Below are 21,015 nucleotides of genomic sequence, written 5' to 3'. Positions count from 1 at the left end.
ACCGCCATGCCCACATCATCCATCTTATGGATCCAACAGCAACGCCGCTTGCTCGAGCTGGAATACGAATACGAAAAGGCACAGTTCCGCGCCCAAACGGAAACGATCGGCGTAACCCGTAAAATCAAACAAGGACTATGTTGGTATCCGCTCTGCTTAGGACGAAGCTACTACAACTCGCTCAACCAATTAGTCATAGAGGTGGAACGCACGGAATACACGGACACAGACCACGGGTTCGAACCGGGAAAACAAGTATGCTTCTTCACTCAAAACGCTTCCGGAGACTTACGACGAAACGGACACGGCGGCCAACTGCATTATTTTCACTTCACCGGCACCGTAAGTTTCGTAGACGGCAATAGGATGGCGGTAGTCCTGCCGGACATGGAAGCCCTTTCGCATCTGAGGGAAGACGGCCGCATCGGCGTGCAACTCTACTTGGACGAGACTACCTACCGCCTGATGTTCGAAGCCCTGGACCGGGTGAGCGCCGCACGGCACGGCCGCTTGGCCGAACTGCGCGACATTTTTCACGACACAGCGCAGGCCGGACATTTCTCCTTCCAACCGATACGTTTCCCCTGGCTGAACCCCACGCAAGAAACTGCCGTCAACGAAGTGTTACGCGCCAAAGACGTGATGATCGTGCACGGCCCTCCGGGAACGGGCAAGACCACCACCCTTGTGGAAGCCATTTACGAGACGCTCCACCGCGAAAGTCAAGTATTGGTATGCGCCCAAAGCAACATGGCCGTAGACTGGATTTCAGAGAAACTGACCGACCGGGGTGTGGCTGTGCTGCGCGTGGGCAACCCTTCGCGCGTGAATGACAAGATGTTGTCGTTCACCTACGAACGGCGTTTCAAAGCACATCCTTCTTACCCCTCGCTTTGGGCCATCCGCAAAGCCATCCGCGACCTGTACGCCCGCCGCCCGTCGTCGGGTCGTGAAGCCTTTCACCAAAAGGTAGCCCGCCTGCGCGACCGGGCTACCGAACTGGAAATCGCCATCAACGAAAGCCTGTTCAACGAAGCGCGGGTCATTGCCTGCACGTTGGCAGGCAGTGCCAACCGCGTACTGGCGGGTAAGAAATTCCCTACCCTGTTCATCGACGAAGCCGCCCAAGCCCTCGAAGCCTCCTGCTGGATTGCCATCCAAAAGGTCGGACGCGTCATCCTGGCCGGCGACCATCGCCAACTTCCTCCCACCGTGAAATGTCCCGAGGCCCTGAAGGGCGGACTGGACCGCACGCTGATGGAAACCATTGCCGCCCGACATCCTTCTGCGGTCAGCCTGCTCCGCACGCAATACCGCATGAACGATGTCATCATGCGCTTCTCCAGCGAATGCTTCTACGACGGAAAGGTGGAAAGTGCCCCGGAAGTGAAATACAGGGGCATTCTGGACTGGGACACGCCGATGGAATGGATAGACACGGCAGACGAGGAACAGACTGCCCCATACCTGACGGAAGAACCTTCCGGCGCAGTGTGTGCACCGGCTCTCCCGGCGGTTGAGGTACCCGACTTCGGAGAAACCCGCAATCCGGACAGCACCAGCCGCTCCAATCCCGAGGAGGCACGGCTCACCCTGAACATCCTGAAAGCCTATTTCCAAAAGATAGGCAAGGAAAGGATATTGGCGGAACGCATCGACACCGGTATCATATCCCCTTACAAAGGCCAAGTGCAACTGTTGCGCGCCTTACTCCGCCGGGATGCCTTTTTCAAACCCTACCGCCACCTGCTGAGCGTAAACACCGTAGACGGGTTCCAAGGGCAGGAACGCGACGTCATCCTCATTAGTCTGGTGCGGAGCAACGAGAACGGACAAATCGGTTTCTTGCACGACCTGCGCCGTATGAACGTAGCCATCACGCGAGCTCGCATGAAACTTATTCTCGTGGGCAACAGCCATACGCTATGTCGTACACCATTCTATAAACTGCTGCACGGCTACATCAAATCATTAGACGCCCAATGATATCCCCGCTCCCACGAGGATACTAAAAACCGCCTGTTATCCTCACGACAACAGGCGGTCCAACCTTAACTAATCAAAATATACTTTCCCATACGGAAAGCCTATTTCATTCGATTCTCCACTACTTCCCAATTAATGATCTGCCACAAAGCTGCGATATGGTCTGCACGCCGATTGCGATAGTCTACGTAGTAGGCATGCTCCCAGACATCGAATCCCAACAAGGGCACATAGCCCATCGTCACAGGATTTCCGCCATTAGGGCATTGTACGATAACCAATTCGCCTTTCTCGTTTTGTGCCAGCCAAGCCCAACCCGAACCGAATAAACCGGTGGAGGCTGCCGCCATCTTCTCCTTGAATTCGTCAAAGCTTCCGAATGCAGTCCGGATGGCCTTGTCTAACTTGCCTTCCGGCACTGCCGGGCCTCCAGCCCCCACCGGACGGAACTGTTCAAAATACAGTGTATGGTTGAGCACCTGGCCCGCATTGTTAAACAACGGACCGGCCGGTGCATGGCGTACGATTTCTTCCAGATTCATCTTTTCATACTCGGTGTCTTTCACCAACGTATTCAACGTATTCACGTATGCCTGTAAATGCTTGCCATAGTGATAATCTATGGTTTCCTTGCTGATTACAGGTTCTAAAGCATTGGTCTCGTAGGGTAATTGAGGCAGCGAAAATACGGCCGTCATAGAAGTGATAATAATTTGCGTCAACATGATTTCTTCATTTTTTAATTAATATATTGGGTTTAGTATGCTTCCTTTCCATCTCTCACATATCCGGGAATCTCATATCACAAAGGTATGTTTAATTTTTCACAAGAACAAACTTTTCACTTCATATTTTCCCAAAATTATATTTTGAGAAGAAATATGGATTTTCAGCCGCATAAAATACAGCTTTATTATTTTTTGTGTACATTTGTTCACTGATTCTAAAATATCAAGTTTATGGACTTTAAAGAAATTTGCAAGGCACGTTATTCCGTGCGTGCCTACAAGCCGGATGCCATTCCGGCAGAAAAAATGGATTATATCAAAGAATGCACGCGTCTGGCTCCCTCGGCAGTCAACAAGCAGCCATGGAAATTCATCCTCTTCATCGGCGAAGACGACCGCGCACGCATGCAGCAATGCTACGACAAGGAATGGTTCCGCGAGGCTCCGGCTTATATCTTGGTCTGCGAAAACCACGGGGCGGCCTGGACACGGCGGTATGACGAGAAAAACCATGCCGACATCGACGTGGCCATCGCCATAGAACATTTGTGCCTGGCGGCAGCCGAACAGGGGTTGGGCACCTGCTGGGTGTGCAACTTCCGCGTGCAACTCTGCCAAGAGCTTTTCAAACTGCCCGAAGAGTGGTATCCGGCGGCCATCATCCCCATCGGCTATCCGGCCACACCGGACATCCCTGAAAAGACACGTAAGGCGACGGCCGAAATATGGGAAGACCGCTAAGACCGATCCAAGGGCATAAAGATTTACAAACGCCTCCCGCAGGAGGACTGAAAAACAACATGCTGAAAACAAAAAATCAATCTCAGCCAAACGATTTTTCATTCGGCTGAGATTGATTTTTCATTTGGCGCAAAGAAATTCACGACTCTGCGCAAAACATTAAACCCCTGAATGACAACCTTATACAGAATCGCATTCAGGGGTTTCGCTTTTCATCCGGAAACCTTACAAGAAAAGTTCCCGAAAATATTCCTTACGCCACCTTTTCGAGCTTCTTCATGATGGAGAAAATGAACAAGGCTGAAAGCAGACAAAGCACGATGAGCACGCTCCACACCATCCACAACTCGATGCCGCCCCACAGGTAACCGATAATGGACACCATGTAATTACCGATGGCCGTGGCCACGAACCAGCCACCCATCATCATACCCTTATACTTCGGGGGGGCCACTTTCGACACGAAAGAAATACCCATGGGCGACAACAATAACTCGGCAAACGTCAAGACAAGATAAGTGGAAATGAGCAGGTTGGGAGAAACCAAGTTGACATCGGCACCCTGTGCCAACGCATCGGGCGTAGGCAGCCCCATGGAACCGAATGCCATGACACCGAAACCGCAGGCGGCAATCAGCATCCCCACCCCGATTTTACGGGGCGCCGAGGGCTCCTTTCCTTTCTTGGCCAAGAAACCGAATATCGCCAACGAAACCGGCGTCAAGGCCACCACGAAGAACGGGTTGAACTGTTGGAAAATCTGCGGCAGGATTTCCACCGTACTTTCCTGGTTCGCATACTGCACGCCCAACGTGGCCACAGCAGCCAAAGCAACCAAGCCGGAAACCAACTTGCCACGCCCGGTCTTGCTTTGGAATACGGAAAACATGGAATATACCAAAGCAATAAGCAGCACCAGATTGAACACGTTAAACGTCATGCCCAGCAAACCCGAAGCCGACGCCTGCGTATAATCGCGCGCGAAGAACGTAAGCGTCAAACCGTTCTGATGGAAAGCCATCCAGAAGAAAAGCACCACGGCAAACACAAGACAAAGCGCGGTGATGCGTTGGCGCGTCTCGGACGGAGACAGTTCCTCTACGGGTGCATGCCCGTCGGCCGCCGTCTTCGCGTTATAATCGGCATGCTTGAAAGTGCTGCGGAAGCCATAGTATATAAGGATGGATACGATAAGCGAAACGCATGCCACGGCAAAGCCGTAATTGTAAGCTTCGGACAACTTTTCGATGTAACTTTGACAGAAAACAGCCGTGTCGCCCGTGAATCCCTGCGCGGCCTTGAGCGATTCCAACGTAGCGGCAGACTGCGCCGTCATTCCCGCCGCATTATCCATATATTGGTGGGCAAGGGCGGGAATCTGTGCATTATAAGTGAAGCCGTTCATGCCCAACACGTAGTTGGTCATCTTGGTGGCCGCTGTGGGGGCAAACAGTGCACCGATGTTGATGGCCATGTAGAAGAGGCTGAACGCCGTGTCGCGCTTGTCCTTGTACTCAGGAGCGTCGTAGAGGTTTCCGACCATGACTTGCAGGTTGCCTTTGAAAAGCCCCGTGCCGCAAGCAATCAATGCCAACGCACCGAACATCATGGACTTACCGGCCACATTCGCACCCGTCGGGATGGCCAGCAACAGGTAACCGATGAACATGACGAAGACACCGAGCGTAACCATCTTGCCGAATCCGTATTTGTCGGCCAGCATTCCACCAAAAAGCGGCATAAAATAAACCGCCCCGAGGAACACACCGAAAATGGTGGATGTCTCGCCGGCGGAATATCCGAACTTCGCCTGTAAAAACAACGTAAAAATGGCCAGCATCGTGTAGTAACCGAAACGCTCGCCCGTATTGGCCAGCGCCAATGCATAAAGACCCTTAGGTTGACCTTCGAACATAATTTAAAATGTTTTTAATAGTGAATAAATATATTCGCAAAGATAACACTTAATTTTTGCTTTCCGTCCCATTTTGAGGCTTTAGTATCGTTTTTACCCCATATCCCCAAGCATTTTATTCTTTCTGCCGTCCGGAGAGAAACGTTTTTTAGCAAATTATTAGAGTTTGTGACATAAAAGGGCTATCTTTGCACTTCCTAAAAACAATCAGGATATACAATTCCAAAATAATCAGGTTATGAGTAAATTCGAATTCAAGCCGAAACTGTTTCTCGACTTGAGAGGTTACAACAAGGAAAAGCTGACGGCCGACATCATGGCCGGGCTCATCGTCGGCATCGTGGCCCTACCGTTGGCCATCGCTTTCGGCATCGCTTCGGGGGTGACACCCGAAAAGGGCATCATCACGGCCATCATTGCCGGACTGGCCGTGTCCCTGTTCGGCGGGAGCCGTGTGCAAATCGGCGGCCCGACGGGTGCTTTTATCGTCATCATCTATGGCATCATCCAGCAATACGGCGAAGCGGGCCTGCTCGTGGCCACCGTCATGGCCGGTGTGTTCCTGATTCTGCTGGGCGTATTCCATCTGGGTACCATCATCAAATACATCCCCTATCCCATCGTGGTTGGCTTCACTAGCGGAATTGCCGTGACCATTTTCACGACGCAAATCAAAGACCTTTTCGGACTGACCATCGACAACGTGCCGGCCGATTTTATAGAGAAATGGATCGTGTACATCCGCCACTTCGGCAGCTTGGACGTATGGTCCACCGTCGTGGGTATAGTCAGCGTGGCCATTATCGCCCTCTCTCCCAAACTGACCCACAAGATTCCGGGTTCGCTCATTGCCATCATCGTAATGACCGTGGGAGTCTATCTGATGAAACAATACGGCATAGCGACGCAAGTGGAAACCATCGGCGACCGCTTTATGATTAAAGCCGAACTTCCGGGCATGAACGTACCCGAACTGAATTGGGAAAGCATCAAACAACTGATGGCTCCGGCCATCACCATCGCCATATTGGGGGCCATCGAATCGCTGCTCTCGGCCACCGTGGCCGACGGCGTCATCGGCGACCATCACGACTCGAATCAGGAATTGGTGGGACAGGGCATCGCCAACATCCTCTCCCCCATCTTCGGCGGTATCCCTGCCACCGGCGCCATCGCCCGTACCATGACGAATATCAATAACGGGGGACGCACCCCCGTGGCCGGAATCGTGCATGCCGTCGTGCTGCTGCTCATTTTCCTGCTGCTCATGCCACTGGCGCAATACATTCCCATGGCTTGTCTGGCGGGCGTGTTGGTCATCGTGAGCTATAACATGAGCGGTTGGCGGACGTTCAGGGAACTTTTGCGCAATCCTAAGTCCGATGTGGCCGTCTTGCTCATCACTTTCTTCCTCACCGTGATATTCGACCTGACCGTGGCCATTGAGTTCGGACTGGTGCTGGCCTGCCTGTTGTTCATCAAGCGGGTCATGGAAACCACGGAAGTAAACCTTTTTAAGGATGAAATCATCCCTACCGATGCCGACGGCACCGTGATTTCGGAAGAGCATCTGCACATTCCCGACCACACGGAGGTCTACGAAATCAACGGCCCTTACTTCTTCGGCATTGCCAACCGGTTTGAAGAGGTCGTACTACAAACCAAGGAACAGCCTAAGGTACGCATCATCCGCATGCGGAAAGTTCCGTTCATCGACTCTACGGGTATCCATAACCTGACCAACCTGTGCGAGATGAGCCATCGCGAAGGGGTGCATATCATCCTGTCCGGAGTTAATCCGAAAGTACACGAGGCCCTCAAGAAAAGCGGATTCTACGAACTGCTCGGCAAGAAAAACATCTGCGACAATATCCATACGGCTCTCGAAGTGGCCCGGCATTATCTGAACCGCTGACCCGTTTCTCCGGACTTGACTAAAAAAACGGCCGCCCTCCCATATATATAATAGGTATATGGAAGGGCAGCCGTAACTTCGGCTATGCCATCTACAACGCAAGCAGTTGTTCACCGTGCGTCTTGGTCTTGACTTCTTTCGGAGAGAAGACCTTCTCAACCACTCCTTCTTCATTAATGATAAAGGTGGTACGGAAAGTTCCCATATACTTGCGGCCATACATGCTCTTCTCTCCCCATACGCCCATCTCATTGACCAACGACTTGTCCGTATCGGCAATCAACGTGAAAGGCAACTCATGTTTCTCGATGAACTTCTTGTGCGAAGCGGCACTGTCCACGCTGACCCCGATCACCTCGTATCCTTTACTCTTCAGCGCAGAATAGTTGTCGCGCAAGCTGCAAGCTTCGGCCGTACAGCCCGACGTATTGTCCTTGGGATAAAAATAAAGCACCACTTTCTTTCCACGGTAGTTGCTCAATAAAATCCGTTCTCCTTTTTCATTTACGCCCAGCACCTCGGGCGCCTTGTCTCCTACATTCATATTTTCTTTATTTTCAAGTTAAATATAATCGTCAGTTCAGCATCTTACGATTCACTCGCATTCGTCAATCGTATAGTTCACAAAATCATTGAAGGGCTTCATCAACTCGAAAATCCTGGCCGTACGGTCCAACCAGTTTTCATCACGGAAGAAATCATCCGGCACCGTGTGGCAAACGGAGTAATCTTTCGGCCTCAGATAATCCGGATAAGGGAAATCCTTCGGAAAGCCTTTAGGAAGGGTTTTCAAACGAGACTCGCCTATGACGGGAAATGCCGCCTTGAAATCTGCCGCCTCCACAATAGAGCGGAATTCATCCACCTCGTCCACGATGGACTGACGGACAGCTTTCAGTATCGGCGAAGGCAGGCACCATGCCCCACCGGCCAGCAAGCATTCGCCGGGCTGAAGGTGGAAATAATAACCGCTATGCCATGACTTCTTGCCGCAAGCGTTGATATAGGCTCCGAAATGACGCTTATAAGGCGATTTGTCTTCCGAGAAACGGGTGTCGCGATAAAAACGATACGTACAATCCTTCACCGTAAGGTGGGCCACACTACCGTCAAATGTCGCGATACGATGGATAAGCGCCTGCACCATCTCCTCGAAAAGTCCGCGCGCTTCCTCGTACTGCCCTTTGTGTTCTGCAAACCATCCCCGGTCGTTATGCGCCGCCACATCTTTCAGGAAGTCCAATATGCAATCTATCTTTGCTTTCATGTATATCTCTGTTTTTATTTGCCAAAGGTAATATAAAAGCCCATAAAAAACAAAGCAAATGCTGCAACCTGTATAAAAAAGCAGTCATTGATTCAATTATATTACTATTTGACGTATTTATTATCTTCTTTCCCTCTTATAAAAATGTAAATTTACCGCGTCGAAATCTTTGATAACCCTATAGAAACAGGTTTCGCAGCATGATTCTCCGACGGTATGGGGCGGCCGCACTGTACATCAAATCATGCCTGTGGGACTTCATTACAACTTAACCATATAATTTAACAATTAATCACAATGAGAAAAAACACGTTACTCTTTGGAGTATTGTCCCTGTTCGGGGCAAGTCAGGCGATGGCCGACGATTGGGTCATCGAACTCATGAAAAACAACGCATCTCATCTTGAATTAGTCAAAGATGCGAGTTTCGATGTAGGTTACGGCTGCATCGGGAACACTTCGACGGAAACCGTCATCGGTTTGGGGGAAGTGGATTTCGGTACAGACGGAACAAACTACAAAGCCACCGGAGTGGAGTTCGCCCATGGATGGGGCAGCTATGACGAGAAGAAGATTGTAGTCCTCAGTGCCGGAGCCACGGCGGAAGAAGCTGTCCCGTTCAACGAAATGACCGTGACCCGCACTTACGGTTACCATCAGTTTGAACTGTTTGCCGAGAATATGGACAAAGGAGACGAATTCGTCCTTCCCGCCGGTAAACAGAAAGTGTGGCTGACTTTCCGGGCCGGACAAGGCAACCTGCGTTCGGTGAAGTTCTATGAAAACGCCATCTCCGAAGGAATGGAAGGCGTACAGCCTTGGCCCAACCAAGCGGAAGGCTACGGAGACATCACGACTTCCATAGAAGCTGCCGCATTTGAAAGAGCGGTGGAAGTACCGGAAAATCCGGAAGAAGACCCTTACAAAGATGCCAAATACGATGAAAATACGGCATGTTGGGGCGGAACAAACGACGGATTCATCGTCAAATCCACCGAGGAAATAGACTTCGGCAACGGAGATTTCCAACAATTAGTGGCCTACATCGGGCATGACGGCGAAAGATACACGGAATACATGGAATTCTATATCGACGAAGTAAAGCCGGAAAATATGGTGGCCAGGACATGGACGGGCATCAATATACAGGAATGGAACAAGTTCACACCGGTGGCCACTACGTTGAAAGAGGTGACGGGCAGCCATTATCTGTATGTGAAATGGGGCAATGCCACGAACCTCCACCAGATAGATTTGGTCAAAGAACCCGTCTGGTATGAGAATCCGGACTGCGGAGTCGTTTACGACAACGCACAACCGTCGGAGAATGCTGTGGTATTCGTGACCAAAGGTGAGTCCGGAGCTACGGAAGGCGGAGACGTATCGCTGGGCGAAACTGCCTGGAAAATAATCCAGCCCATCAGCGGGGATGCCAAGTGCGAAGGCAGCAACATCGGTTTTACCAAAGCTGGCGTGGTGGTAATGTACCAGAACATAGACTTCAAGAACGGTTACTATAAGGATGTATTCATCAACGCTTCTTGCGACAAGACCTATATCGGCAGTACCACAGAAGAGGCTAATTACTCTTTATACGTAGACTTGGATGACATCGACTGGGCCACCGTGACGAACTTAGACGAGCTGCATAGAGCACTCGAAGGCCGTGAGCCGGTGGCTGTAGTCAGAGCGCAAGGTACCGGCGCGTGGAGCAACAAACTCACCACTACCGCCCCGTTAAGCCATGTGGAAGGCATACATAATTTATATGTGGTCTATAATTTGCCCGACAGGGACAATATCGGTGCCAACATCTACGGATTGTATCTAGATCCGGGACAGAACCCGGAAGAGCCTCAACCTGCTACCGGCGACTTGTTTATCCCGCTCATGAAGAGCAATGCGGAAAACATCGAATTGGTGACAGACGCGTCTTTTGACGTGGGATACGGAAATATAGGTAACACCAGCGAAAACACCGTTATCGGATTGGGAGAGATTGATTTCGGAACAGACGGAAATGCCTATCAGGCTACCGGTGTGGAGTTTGCCAACGGTTGGGGTACGTATGGTGAAGCCAAATACGTCGTACTCAGCGCCGGCGCGACTCCGGAAGAAGCCGTCCCGTTCAATGAAATCAGGGTGGAAAGAACTTTCGGTTATCACCAGTTCGATATGTTTGCCGAAAACATGAAAGAGGAAGACGGTTTTGCACGTCCTACCGGTAAACAGAAAGTATGGCTGACTTTCCGTGTCGGAAATGGAAACTTGCGTTCCGTAAAATTCTACGAAGAAGCCATACCAGAAGAAGAGGAAGGTTTGCAACCATGGCCCAGCGAAATGGAAGGATACGAAGAACTGACCACTGTTATCGACGGCTCTGCTCTCGTGAGGGCGGTAGAAGTTCCGGAAAATCCGGAAGAAGACCCCTACAAGGATGCAAAATACAACGAAGAAACGGGATGCTGGGGAAGTACAAACGACGGATTCATCGTCAAATCCAATGAAGAAATAGACTTCGGCAACGGAGAATTCCAACAACTGGTAGCCTATATCGGTCATGACGGTGAAAGATACACGGAATACATGGAGTTCTATATCGACGAAGTAAAACCGGAAAACATGGTGGCCAGAACATGGACAGGCATCAATATACAGGAATGGAACAGTTTTACGCCGGTAGCCACTACGTTGAAAGAGGTGACGGGTAGCCACTATCTGTATATAAAGTGGGGAGATGCCACGAACCTGCAGAAAATCGAATTGGTCAAGGATTCCGTCTGGTTTGAAAATCCGGATTGCGGAGTGGTATATGAGGACATACAACCTTCTGAAAATGCTGTTATGTTCACCACAACCGGAGAAAACGGTGCCACAGAGGGAACAGACATCAACCAAGGCATACAATGGGAAGTCATCAAGCCTATCAGTGGGGATGCACGATGCGAAGGAAGCAACATAGGTTACACCAAAGCCGGCGTAGTCGTAGCTTACAAAGGCATCGACTTCAAGGACAATTACTATAAAAAGGTTTTCATCAAAGCATCCTGTGAACCGTCATACATTGGCAGTACCATAGAAGATGCCAACTTTACGCTTTACACAGACTTGAACGACATTGACTGGGGGAACGTCACCAACCTGGAAGAATTGAATGCCGCACTCGAAGGACGCGAACCCGTGGCCGTTGTCAGGGCACAAGGTACCGGAAATTGGAGCAACAAGCTGACGACAGCCGGTGATTTGGATGACTTAAGCGGAATACACGACTTATACGTAGTCTATAACCTGCCCGACAGGGACAATATCGGTGCCAACATCTATGGCTTGTACCTCGACCCGGGAGAGAATCCCCAAAGTATCAAAGAAAACATACTCCAAGGAAATGGAATAGAAGTACGAGGCCATGGCAACCGTGCCACCATTTATACCGACACGGATACGCATGTCACTGTCTACAGCGTAAACGGAACGACCATAACAAACATGAACGTAAAAGGCGGTGTCACACTCATCGACAACCTTAATTCGGGTATCTATATCCTGAAAGCTACTGACAAGAACGGTAAGACAACCACCAAAAAGTTTATCGTGCAATAAAAAACACCTAACCTTTGGATGCGAGGCGAACATGACCTCGCATCCATTCCCAAAATAACCTTTATGAAAATAAAACACATGATTGCCGCAAGCCTGCTATTGCTCACAGGCATACAGACGGCAAATGCCGTAGAATGGCAGATGAAACAGGGGCCGATGATGACCCCGTGGAGCGAAACCATAGATGTCAACAACGTACTCGGCGAATATCCCCGTCCGCAAATGGAACGGGAAGAATGGCTCAACCTAAACGGAGTATGGGACTTGAGAAAGGCCGTAGAGGGAGAAGCATACCAAGCAGACTTTACGTACGACAAGAAGATTCTGGTGCCTTTCCCGATCGAATCCGCCCTCTCCGGCATCATGGAAGAAAGCGACAACCAATGTTATTGGTACCGGCGAACCCTGACCATACCGGAAAGCATGAAAGGGAAAAACATCCTATTGCATTTCGATGCCGTGGATTGGGAAGCCACGGTCTACGTGAACGGTAAGAAAGTGGGCAGTCACACCGGAGGCTACGACCCGTTCTATTTCGACATCACCTCTGCTTTAACGGACGGAGGCGAACAGGAAATAGCCGTTTATATCCATGACAATACGGGAGCAGAAGGCCAACCTAAAGGCAAACAAGCCTTGAACAAGTGGGGATGCTGGTACACTCCGGTCAGCGGCATCTGGCAGACGGTTTGGCTCGAACCGGTGAATCCGGTACACATAACCCGACTGTCTATCGAACCGGACGTGGACAATTCCTGCTTCAAACTGCAAGTGAACGCCACCGGAGACAGCGAAGCCACTGCCGACATCCGGTTGTCAGACCCAGACGGTAACACTGTGGCTTCATTGCAAGGCGTAGCCACAGGCACCCCATGCACCTTGCCTGTAAACGCTCCGGAACTGTGGTCGCCGGAACATCCCTACCTTTACGACCTCAACATCACACTATCCTCAGGAGGACAACAAACCGATGCCGTAAAAAGCTATTGCGGCATGCGCAAAATTGAAGTGAAAAACGTAGACGGCACACCGCGTATCTTCCTGAACGGTACACAAATCTTCCAAATGGGACCGCTGGATCAAGGTTGGTGGCCGGACGGACTGTACACGGCACCCAGCGACGAAGCCCTGCTGTTCGACATCAAAGCGATGAAAGAACTCGGCTTCAACATGATACGCAAACACATCAAAGTGGAGCCGTCACGCTGGTACATGCATTGCGACCGTGAAGGAATTCTGGTATGGCAAGACCTGCCCAGTCCGAACCTTCCAGAAGGACACGAAGCCTTCGCAAGGCAAAACTTCGAAGAGGAAGCCGTCCGCATCATAGATGCTTTCGAAAACCATCCGAGCATCGTGCAATGGGTCGTATTCAATGAGGGGTGGGGACAGTTCGACACCGAACGGATGACGCAAGTAGTCATCGACAAAGTCAGTCCGCAAAGCCTTGTCTGCTGTGCCAGCGGATGGAACGATGCCGAAATCGGTGACATAAAGGACTCTCACAGCTATCCTTATCCATCTTGTCCGATCGACCAAAAACGTGCTTGCGTCAACGGCGAATACGGGGGCATCACACTAAAAGTACCCGGACATATCTGGCCAGGCGGTGACTTCGGCTACACGACAGTGGAAACACCGGAAGACTTTACTGTCATGTTCAACGACTTGGCAGACAAAATCAAGGACCATTATTATTATGGGCTTAATGCGGCCGTTTACACACAGTTGTCGGACGTGGAAATTGAGAAAAACGGCATCTACACTTATGACCGGCGCATATTGAAACCATATTCACCCACAGGGGATTTGAAAAACAAAATATTAGAGTGCATCAATATGCCTCATAGCGATGTGAAAGTACAGACCGTCGTATCGACCGCTAAGGAACATAAATACAAATGGAAGTTCATCACCGAAGACAATGCACCGAGATATTGGTTCGCCAAAGAGTTCGACGACAGCCTGTGGCCCAAAGGTACCGCAGCGTTCGGTAGGAGTTCCGTATGGACCACTCAGGGCATCATTTCAATACCATGGACAACTGAGCAAATCTACCTGCGCCGCTGGTTCTACTTGGGCGATGTCACCCAAGAAATGATCGACTGCATGCGCTTCATGATTTATCATGACGATGACATCTTCATCTATATCAACGGAGTTTGGGCTGCCACGAAAAAAGGTTCTGTTTCCAATTACATTCCTTACGACATCTCCGACGAAGCACGCCAGACCCTCAAACCGAACAGTTGGAACCTGATAGCCGTGAAATGTATTCAAACCGGTTACGACCAAATCGTAGACGTGGGCATCTCGGCGTTTTCAGCCACAGATTTCCATTATAAAGAGGTGTATGACGAATTCACGAACAAAGACTTTACCGAGTTTCCGGAACCGGGCAATCCGACAGAACCGGTATTTGAAAAAGTGAAATACCCCGTGCCAGCCGAACAAGCGGCCACGGCCATCGTCCGCGGACAGTTCCTCCACTCCACCGACCGCTCCGACGCGGCTTGGGGCGACTACGACAACGACGGATTCCTGGAAGTCACTTATTCCGGCAACAACGAACACCAACGGATAACCTCGCGGAAAAAGTTCTCCGCCCTGTATGACTATCAAGAAGACGGAACATTCAAGAAGCTGGACAGTCCCTTCGATGTGGTATATTATGCTTGCCCCACATGGTTCGACTACAACAACGACGGCTTAATGGACTTGTTCGTACCCGGAGTAAAATCTATGGACTATGAAAACGACCTCGACGATGTGGTCGCCTACCTGTACGAGAACAAAGGAATCGGACCGGACGGAAAATATGTCTTTGAAGAAGTAAATCAAGCCACACCGGAAAGCAATCTCATGGGAATCTCTCCTATCTACGGCTCGCTGGACGGCGGACGGTCGCGCCACTACGTCTCCGTAGGCGATTATGACAAAGACGGTTATCTTGACTTCATCATCGCCGGACTGGATGACTACGAAGACACAAACGGAATCACGGATGAAAACGGTAAGCCCGTCGTACACCACGACCGGCGCGTGCTTTACCTCTATAAAAACAATAAAGGGAAAGGGTTCATCCGACAAGAAACCCCTTTGGACGGCGACAAACCCTTCACAGGGCTATCAAGAGGTTCGGTACATTTTGCCGATATGGACAACGACGGTTGGCTGGATATCATTTCATCCGGTTACGGCCCGGGCGAAGGCAATCTCCGCATCTACTGGAACAATGGCGACGGTACTTTCTCTGAAAACGGGCAATACCTGTACGGATCATACGATTCGTCTTGTTTCCCCTGCGACCTGAACGCAGACGGGTGGACGGACATCGTCGTCACCGGGTACTCTGCCACGAAAGGGCAAAATGCCAAATCATTCTATGTGTACCGCAATAAAGGCGGACGGACATTTGAAATGTTGGACGATTTGTTCTGCGGATTTGAAGGAGTAGACGGAGCTACCCCCTCGTTCGGCGACGTGAACCATGACGGACTGCCGGACATCTTAGCAGGTGGACACGGCGAAAGCCATGAAATCACGACTTGGCTTTATCTGAACCGGGGAGATTTCTGCTTCAAGCCCTGCGGCGGATGGTACGACACGGCATCTCCTTGGACATTCGATCGTGTAACCCATGGTAATAACCACTTGATAGATTTCGACAACGACGGTTATCTGGATGCCTGGAACATGGGATGGGCGCATAGCGACGTATGTTCACGCGAATGCGCCACCGAACTTTACCGGAACACATCGTCCGACGAGGGAGCCGTCCCCAACGCAGCCCCCACCGCTCCCCAAAACCTGAAAGCCGTCTACAACCAAGCCACAAAGATGGTTACTTTCAGTTGGGACGTAGCTTCGGACGACGTCACTCCCCAAGAAGCCTTGCAGTACAACCTGTATTTGAAAAAGTCGGGTTCAGACAAATTCTTCATGACCGTGCCGGCAGACGTGCAGACCGGTTTCATCAAAACTGGAGAAATCTCGGGACAAATCTCGACGACCGTCTACTCCATGTACATAGATGACGAGGAAGCCACGTATGAATGGGGCGTACAGGCCATCGACAACGGCAAGAGGGGCGGAGCGTTCACACTGTCCCGTTTCGACCCGTCCGGCAGTTCCGTAGAGGAACATGTGCTCCCCGGCGTCCGGATATATGGTGCAAACGGCAAACTGCATTACCATGTGAACGAAAGTACAACCCTGACCGTCATGGACGAAACCGGCACCACCATTTCACACATGACAGTCGACGACAGCGGAACAATCGATATTCCCCGATGCGGGGTCTATCTCATAAAAGCCGATATAGGACATAAGACACAAACTTTCAAAGTAGTCTTATAACCGCTTTCACAAACAGATTCACGTACACTTCCGCAGATAAAACCACATTATCCAACAGCCGGAAGTGTACGTTTCTTTTTCTCTTCCCCCGTTTTGGTGCAGCTATTACATTATTTGAAGCATCCATCAACTTTTTGAAAGCTGCGGAATACATACCTTTGCTTGAGAAAGAAACTATTTTTTTATAACCATTAAAAACATTCATCATTTATGTGCAAAAGTTTAAGAAGCATGCTGCTCATGTTAGCCTGTGCAGTGTGTGGCTCGGTCCTTGCCCAAGACAACCTGAAAGCCATGCAACAGAAATTCGTCAATGAGAAGTTCGGTATGTTCATTCATTTCAACATGCCCTCATTCGTGGACGAAGACTGGCCCGCCCCCGACATGCCGGCCGAAACCTTCTACCCGAAGAAACTGGACTGTAACCAATGGGCCGAAGCAGCCCTTAGTGCAGGAATGAAATTCGGATGCCTGACCACAAAACACCACAGTGGTTATTGCATTTGGGACACGAAGACTACGGAATACAACGTCATGAACGGTCCCCTGAAACGAGACGTGGTACGGGAATACGTAGACGCTTTCCGTAAAAAAGGGTTGGACGTGATGTTATATTATTCCATCCTCGACACGCACCATCGTTTACGTCCGGGATTTATCAACCGCAACCATATAGATTTGATTAAAAATCAATTGAAGGAGCTGCTGACTAACTACGGCCCCATTTCCGCCCTCATCATCGACGGTTGGGACGCTCCTTGGTCGCGCATTTCATACGAAGAAGTCCCGTTCGACGACATCTATCACTTCATTAAACAGCTCCAGCCGAACTGCCTCGTCATGGACTTGAACTCTGCCAAATACCCACAGGACGCATTGTTCTACACCGACATCAAGTCCTTCGAACAGAATGCCGGACAACACATCTCCAAAGACACCAACCGGATGCCGGCCTTGTCGTGCCTGCCGCTGAACTCGTCGTGGTTCTGGAAAAGCGACTTCCCCACAACGGACGTGAAATCTCCCGAATGGATTGTCAACGAGAACCTGATACCTTTCAACAAAGCATACTGCACCTTCATCCTCAACGTGTCGCCCAACCGGGACGGACTGATTGATGACAATGCCTTGGAGGCGTTGAAGGAAATCGGCCGCCTTTGGAAAGGAAAAGAAGGTGGCGAAATGACGTTGGGCGAATACGAACGTCCGATTACGGCAGAAAACATCGCCAAACACCGTCCGGCCAATTCCAGTTGGAGTTACGATTCCTTCATCATGGATTTCGGAAACGACGACAACTTCGGATCGGCCTGGCATTCCAATCCGAGAATCAAAGAACCATGGTACGAAGTGGAATTTGAACACACGCGCCCGTTCAACATGATTTCATTGGTGGATGACAACCAGAGTTTCAGCAGCTATCGCGTGCACTACCTCAAAGACGGAGTTTGGCATGAGATTCCCGTGACTCCGAAAGACGGAAAAGTAAAAGTGCACCGCTTCGATGAAGTCTGGGGAAACAAAGTCAAAGTCACTTTCACCAAGAAGAACGAAAACGAACGCATGTACCTGAATGAAATAGGCGTGTATAACGAACGCCGCGACTAAAAAAAGATCCCCTTATTCCATCCTCTCCAATCCGGAAAGAGAAAGAATAAGGGGATTATTATACGTGTACGGCATCTAAAGCCGACACGTCTTAACTTATTTCACCCACAAACGGAAAGCACCCTTTTGGGTCTTCACGATGTATAATGTATTGGTACGCAAAGCTACCGGAATAACAGCGCCTTCATACCGACCGACCAAAGCTCCTGTCAGGGCGTATATTTCCACGCGTCCGCCGCAAGGAACGTAAAGGTTGCCATTGGCATAAGCCACTTTGTCATTCTTACTGCTCACACCCGCAACGGAAGAACCGTCCTTGACAGTCAATGTACCGTCTACCGTAGTCACCACATAATTCTCCGGTTCTTCGCTCACGGACACCTTGATGGGGTAAGTGCCGGCCGTCAACGGTTCGGGCAAATTCACCGTAGCCACGGGCATGTCGGTAAATACCGTCTCAGCCTTGTCTTTGTTCACGAACCCTTCATACACGAGTTCATACGTCTCGGACAGGTCACCGTCAAGATTGACCTCCACATCGTTGGCCTTGATAGTGAGGGCAGCCTTCTGGATGTCGAAAGCAACCTTTGTAGTAGTGGCACCATAATCCACACCGTCTATCGTCTTAGCTGTCGTAGTCACTACCAGTTCCGCCTTTCCGGCTTTCTTGGCCGTAACCACGCCTTTTGTAGTCATGCTTACCACCCCGGAAGTCAAGACAGTGCTATTGTACGTAATCCCGTGTTCGTTGGTCACCAACGTAAATTCATCACCGTAAGTCACCGTCTCAGGCACTGTCACCGTAATGCCCGGGCTCTCAGCCATAACAAGCTTGGCCACATCGGGCACAATGCTGACAAGTTCAAAATTGTCGAAAGAAACTTTTTCGGGCAACTTGACTGATACCGGGAACTCGTCGCCCACAACGGCATCCTTGTTCACGTTGCACACCACTTCGGGTTGGGTGGCCAAAGCCGCCAAAACGTCCTCATCATCATACACCACATCAGAATAGCCGGTCGTGAAGATATATTCTTCTTGTCCCACAGCGGCGTTTACCGTACGATATTTTTCGTCATCGTAAGCCGTAGATAAAGTGTTGCTACCGTATTTGACATACACGCCTACCTTATTCTTTACCACCTTGAATTTCGCATCTTCGGCAAATTTCAAATCGTAGTTCTCTGCCGCACCGCCACTCAACTTAGCCGCACGTTCGCTACCTACAGCTTCCGCATCTTTCGGTGCAGATGCCGATACCGTGGGCAACTTGGACAAAACCTCAGAAGCGTCTTTTTCTGCATCATTCCATTTCCACCCGTCATAAACGAAAGTATAATGGCATTTCCCCTTGTCCATGTTAGACGTAGACACAGCTATACCACGCCATGTCCAAGCATCATCGGCCAGCGACACGTTGAGCGGTGCTTTCGCCACGGTCAATGTCATGGGTTCGGATTCAGCCGGAGTGAAATCATCGCTGCCCGGTTGGCTGGCGGTCACTACGACCTCGCCCGCACCGACAGCACGAAGCTTTCCGTCTTCGCCCACTTCGAGCACGCCTTCCTTGGAGAAACTGTACGCCAAAGCGTCCTTAGTATTATTGGAAATAAAGCCCAAACCATCCACCTCGTCGCCATAAGTCAACGCCGGAATCTCGGCAGGCAACTGGATTTCGGCACTCACTCCCTTAAACGTCAAAGTGTAAGTGTTTACCTTCTCACCCATAGCCGTTTCATCCTTCACCGTAATGGTCGTCACATTGCCTTCCGTAACGGTTTCCACTGTCGCGTCCTTACCGAAAGCCGTAGCCATGATGTCCTTACCCTGCAAGTCGGCAGGCAGTTGGTAATCGAACACACCGTCGGAGAATCCGTTCACTTCCTTGCCGTCTACTACGAGAGATTTCAGACGTGAATTGTACACCAACTGCACATCATCTACATAAAGGGCATTACCCGTACCCAATTCCGAACGATTGAAATAATCGGAAGCCGAGAATATGATGTTCATCTTTTCCGGATTCCCATCCGACTTATAATCAATAGCCACAGACTGACGCGTCCAATTTTCAATGTCACCCTCGATGGGATATTCTACAGAAGCCACCAATTTAGCATCCCCTGTCACTTCACTACCCGTAGGCATGCCTAAAATATCTTTCTCCCGGTCTATCATATCTATCTCCACCGGCGCATTGCTCATTCCGGTTATAACTTTGGAAGAAGTAGTTCCAGTCCAAGAATAAAAGATGGCCATGGCTTTCTCTTTCGAGTTAAAGGAACCGTTTGCAGGTGCTTCCTGCGCATGCGTACGCTTTGCATAGAACACCAATGAATCGGGACGGGAAGTGAACTCAATCCCCCCATAGGATCCTCCATCACTGGTATCTTCCGGTTTGCCCACATTCGTCACATCACCATACGCCCAAGATGTTCCTAATGTTATATATCCCGGCGCCGTTGCTCCAATACCAAACATTCCTACATAGTTGTTCCACATCTTAACGGAATGGCCGTTAACCTCCTCCCTACGGTCGGTATCCGGAGCCACAAGTTCTTCTGTAATCGTGATAAAAAAGTTTTTGCACACGCTGGAGGCCATCCAACCTTTCGGTTGCAAACCAACGGCGTTTACCCCATCGGGATAACAAGTTTCCCAAGGCTCGTTGAACGAACCGTCAAAACCCTGCGCTGCCATCGAAGCCGAAGCCAGCAACAAAGTGGATAAAAGTAGATTTCTCTTCATTATTATTCTCTTTCTTTTTTTGGAATTATAAATACTATTAATACACTTGGCAATTAGTGAAGACAAAGTTACCATAGTCCGTATGAAAACCAAAGAAAATACGGTAAAAAGAGGACTTTTACCGAAATATATACTGAAAAATCCACTT

11 protein-coding genes are annotated in these 21,015 nt (G+C 50.1%); 6 read left to right on the top strand and 5 right to left on the bottom strand.

Features of this window, described 5'->3' with window-relative positions:
* Nucleotides 1-6: 6 nt before the first annotated feature.
* Nucleotides 7-1,986: an AAA domain-containing protein gene (locus HMPREF9441_RS14535; protein ID WP_008622513.1), complete on the top strand. Its 1,980-nt coding sequence runs from the start codon at nt 7-9 to the stop codon at nt 1,984-1,986.
* Between the two features lie 101 nt (nt 1,987-2,087).
* Here the strand turns inward: HMPREF9441_RS14535 and HMPREF9441_RS14530 are convergent, their stop codons facing one another.
* On the bottom strand, nt 2,088-2,711 hold the full coding sequence (locus HMPREF9441_RS14530; protein WP_008622512.1) for a superoxide dismutase: 624 nt from the start codon (nt 2,709-2,711) through the stop codon (nt 2,088-2,090).
* Nucleotides 2,712-2,945: 234 nt separating this feature from the next.
* Between HMPREF9441_RS14530 and HMPREF9441_RS14525 the strand changes: the two genes are divergently transcribed.
* Nucleotides 2,946-3,455, top strand: coding sequence for a nitroreductase family protein (locus tag HMPREF9441_RS14525; protein ID WP_008622510.1), 510 nt, complete (start codon nt 2,946-2,948; stop codon nt 3,453-3,455).
* Between the two features lie 253 nt (nt 3,456-3,708).
* Here the strand turns inward: HMPREF9441_RS14525 and HMPREF9441_RS14520 are convergent, their stop codons facing one another.
* A complete protein-coding gene (locus HMPREF9441_RS14520; protein WP_008622508.1) occupies nt 3,709-5,370 on the bottom strand; it encodes a peptide MFS transporter in 1,662 nt (553 codons plus the stop codon).
* 238 nt (nt 5,371-5,608) lie between these two features.
* Here HMPREF9441_RS14520 and HMPREF9441_RS14515 point away from each other — a divergent pair, with 238 nt between their 5' ends.
* Complete coding sequence (locus HMPREF9441_RS14515; protein ID WP_008622504.1) at nt 5,609-7,285, top strand: SulP family inorganic anion transporter; 1,677 nt, start codon at nt 5,609-5,611, stop codon at nt 7,283-7,285.
* Between the two features lie 91 nt (nt 7,286-7,376).
* Here the strand turns inward: HMPREF9441_RS14515 and bcp are convergent, their stop codons facing one another.
* Nucleotides 7,377-7,829, bottom strand: coding sequence for a thioredoxin-dependent thiol peroxidase (gene bcp, locus HMPREF9441_RS14510; protein ID WP_008622503.1), 453 nt, complete (start codon nt 7,827-7,829; stop codon nt 7,377-7,379).
* A 51-nt stretch (nt 7,830-7,880) separates the two neighbouring features.
* The gene (locus tag HMPREF9441_RS14505; RefSeq protein WP_008622501.1) at nt 7,881-8,552 is read right to left on the bottom strand and encodes a DUF2461 domain-containing protein; all 672 of its coding nucleotides are present in this window, start codon (nt 8,550-8,552) and stop codon (nt 7,881-7,883) included.
* Between the two features lie 297 nt (nt 8,553-8,849).
* Between HMPREF9441_RS14505 and HMPREF9441_RS14500 the strand changes: the two genes are divergently transcribed.
* The 3 genes from HMPREF9441_RS14500 to HMPREF9441_RS14485 all read left to right on the top strand — a co-directional run bounded on the left by HMPREF9441_RS14500 (nt 8,850) and on the right by HMPREF9441_RS14485 (nt 18,119).
* Complete coding sequence (locus tag HMPREF9441_RS14500; RefSeq protein WP_008622500.1) at nt 8,850-12,152, top strand: T9SS type A sorting domain-containing protein; 3,303 nt, start codon at nt 8,850-8,852, stop codon at nt 12,150-12,152.
* A gap of 18 nt (nt 12,153-12,170) precedes the next feature.
* Complete coding sequence (locus HMPREF9441_RS14495; RefSeq protein WP_008622499.1) at nt 12,171-16,511, top strand: glycoside hydrolase family 2; 4,341 nt, start codon at nt 12,171-12,173, stop codon at nt 16,509-16,511.
* A gap of 231 nt (nt 16,512-16,742) precedes the next feature.
* Nucleotides 16,743-18,119 (top strand): alpha-L-fucosidase, encoded by a 1,377-nt coding sequence (locus HMPREF9441_RS14485; RefSeq protein WP_008622497.1) that lies wholly within the window; start codon nt 16,743-16,745, stop codon nt 18,117-18,119.
* A 96-nt stretch (nt 18,120-18,215) separates the two neighbouring features.
* On the opposite strand, the gene HMPREF9441_RS14480 is transcribed toward HMPREF9441_RS14485, so the two are convergent.
* A complete protein-coding gene (locus HMPREF9441_RS14480) occupies nt 18,216-20,867 on the bottom strand; it encodes a PCMD domain-containing protein (protein WP_244949794.1) in 2,652 nt (883 codons plus the stop codon).
* Nucleotides 20,868-21,015 lie beyond the last annotated feature (148 nt).

This window comes from Paraprevotella clara YIT 11840, assembly GCF_000233955.1.
Taxonomy (GTDB): Bacteria; Bacteroidota; Bacteroidia; order Bacteroidales; family Bacteroidaceae; genus Paraprevotella; species Paraprevotella clara.
This window is presented reverse-complemented; position numbering and strand designations above follow the sequence as displayed.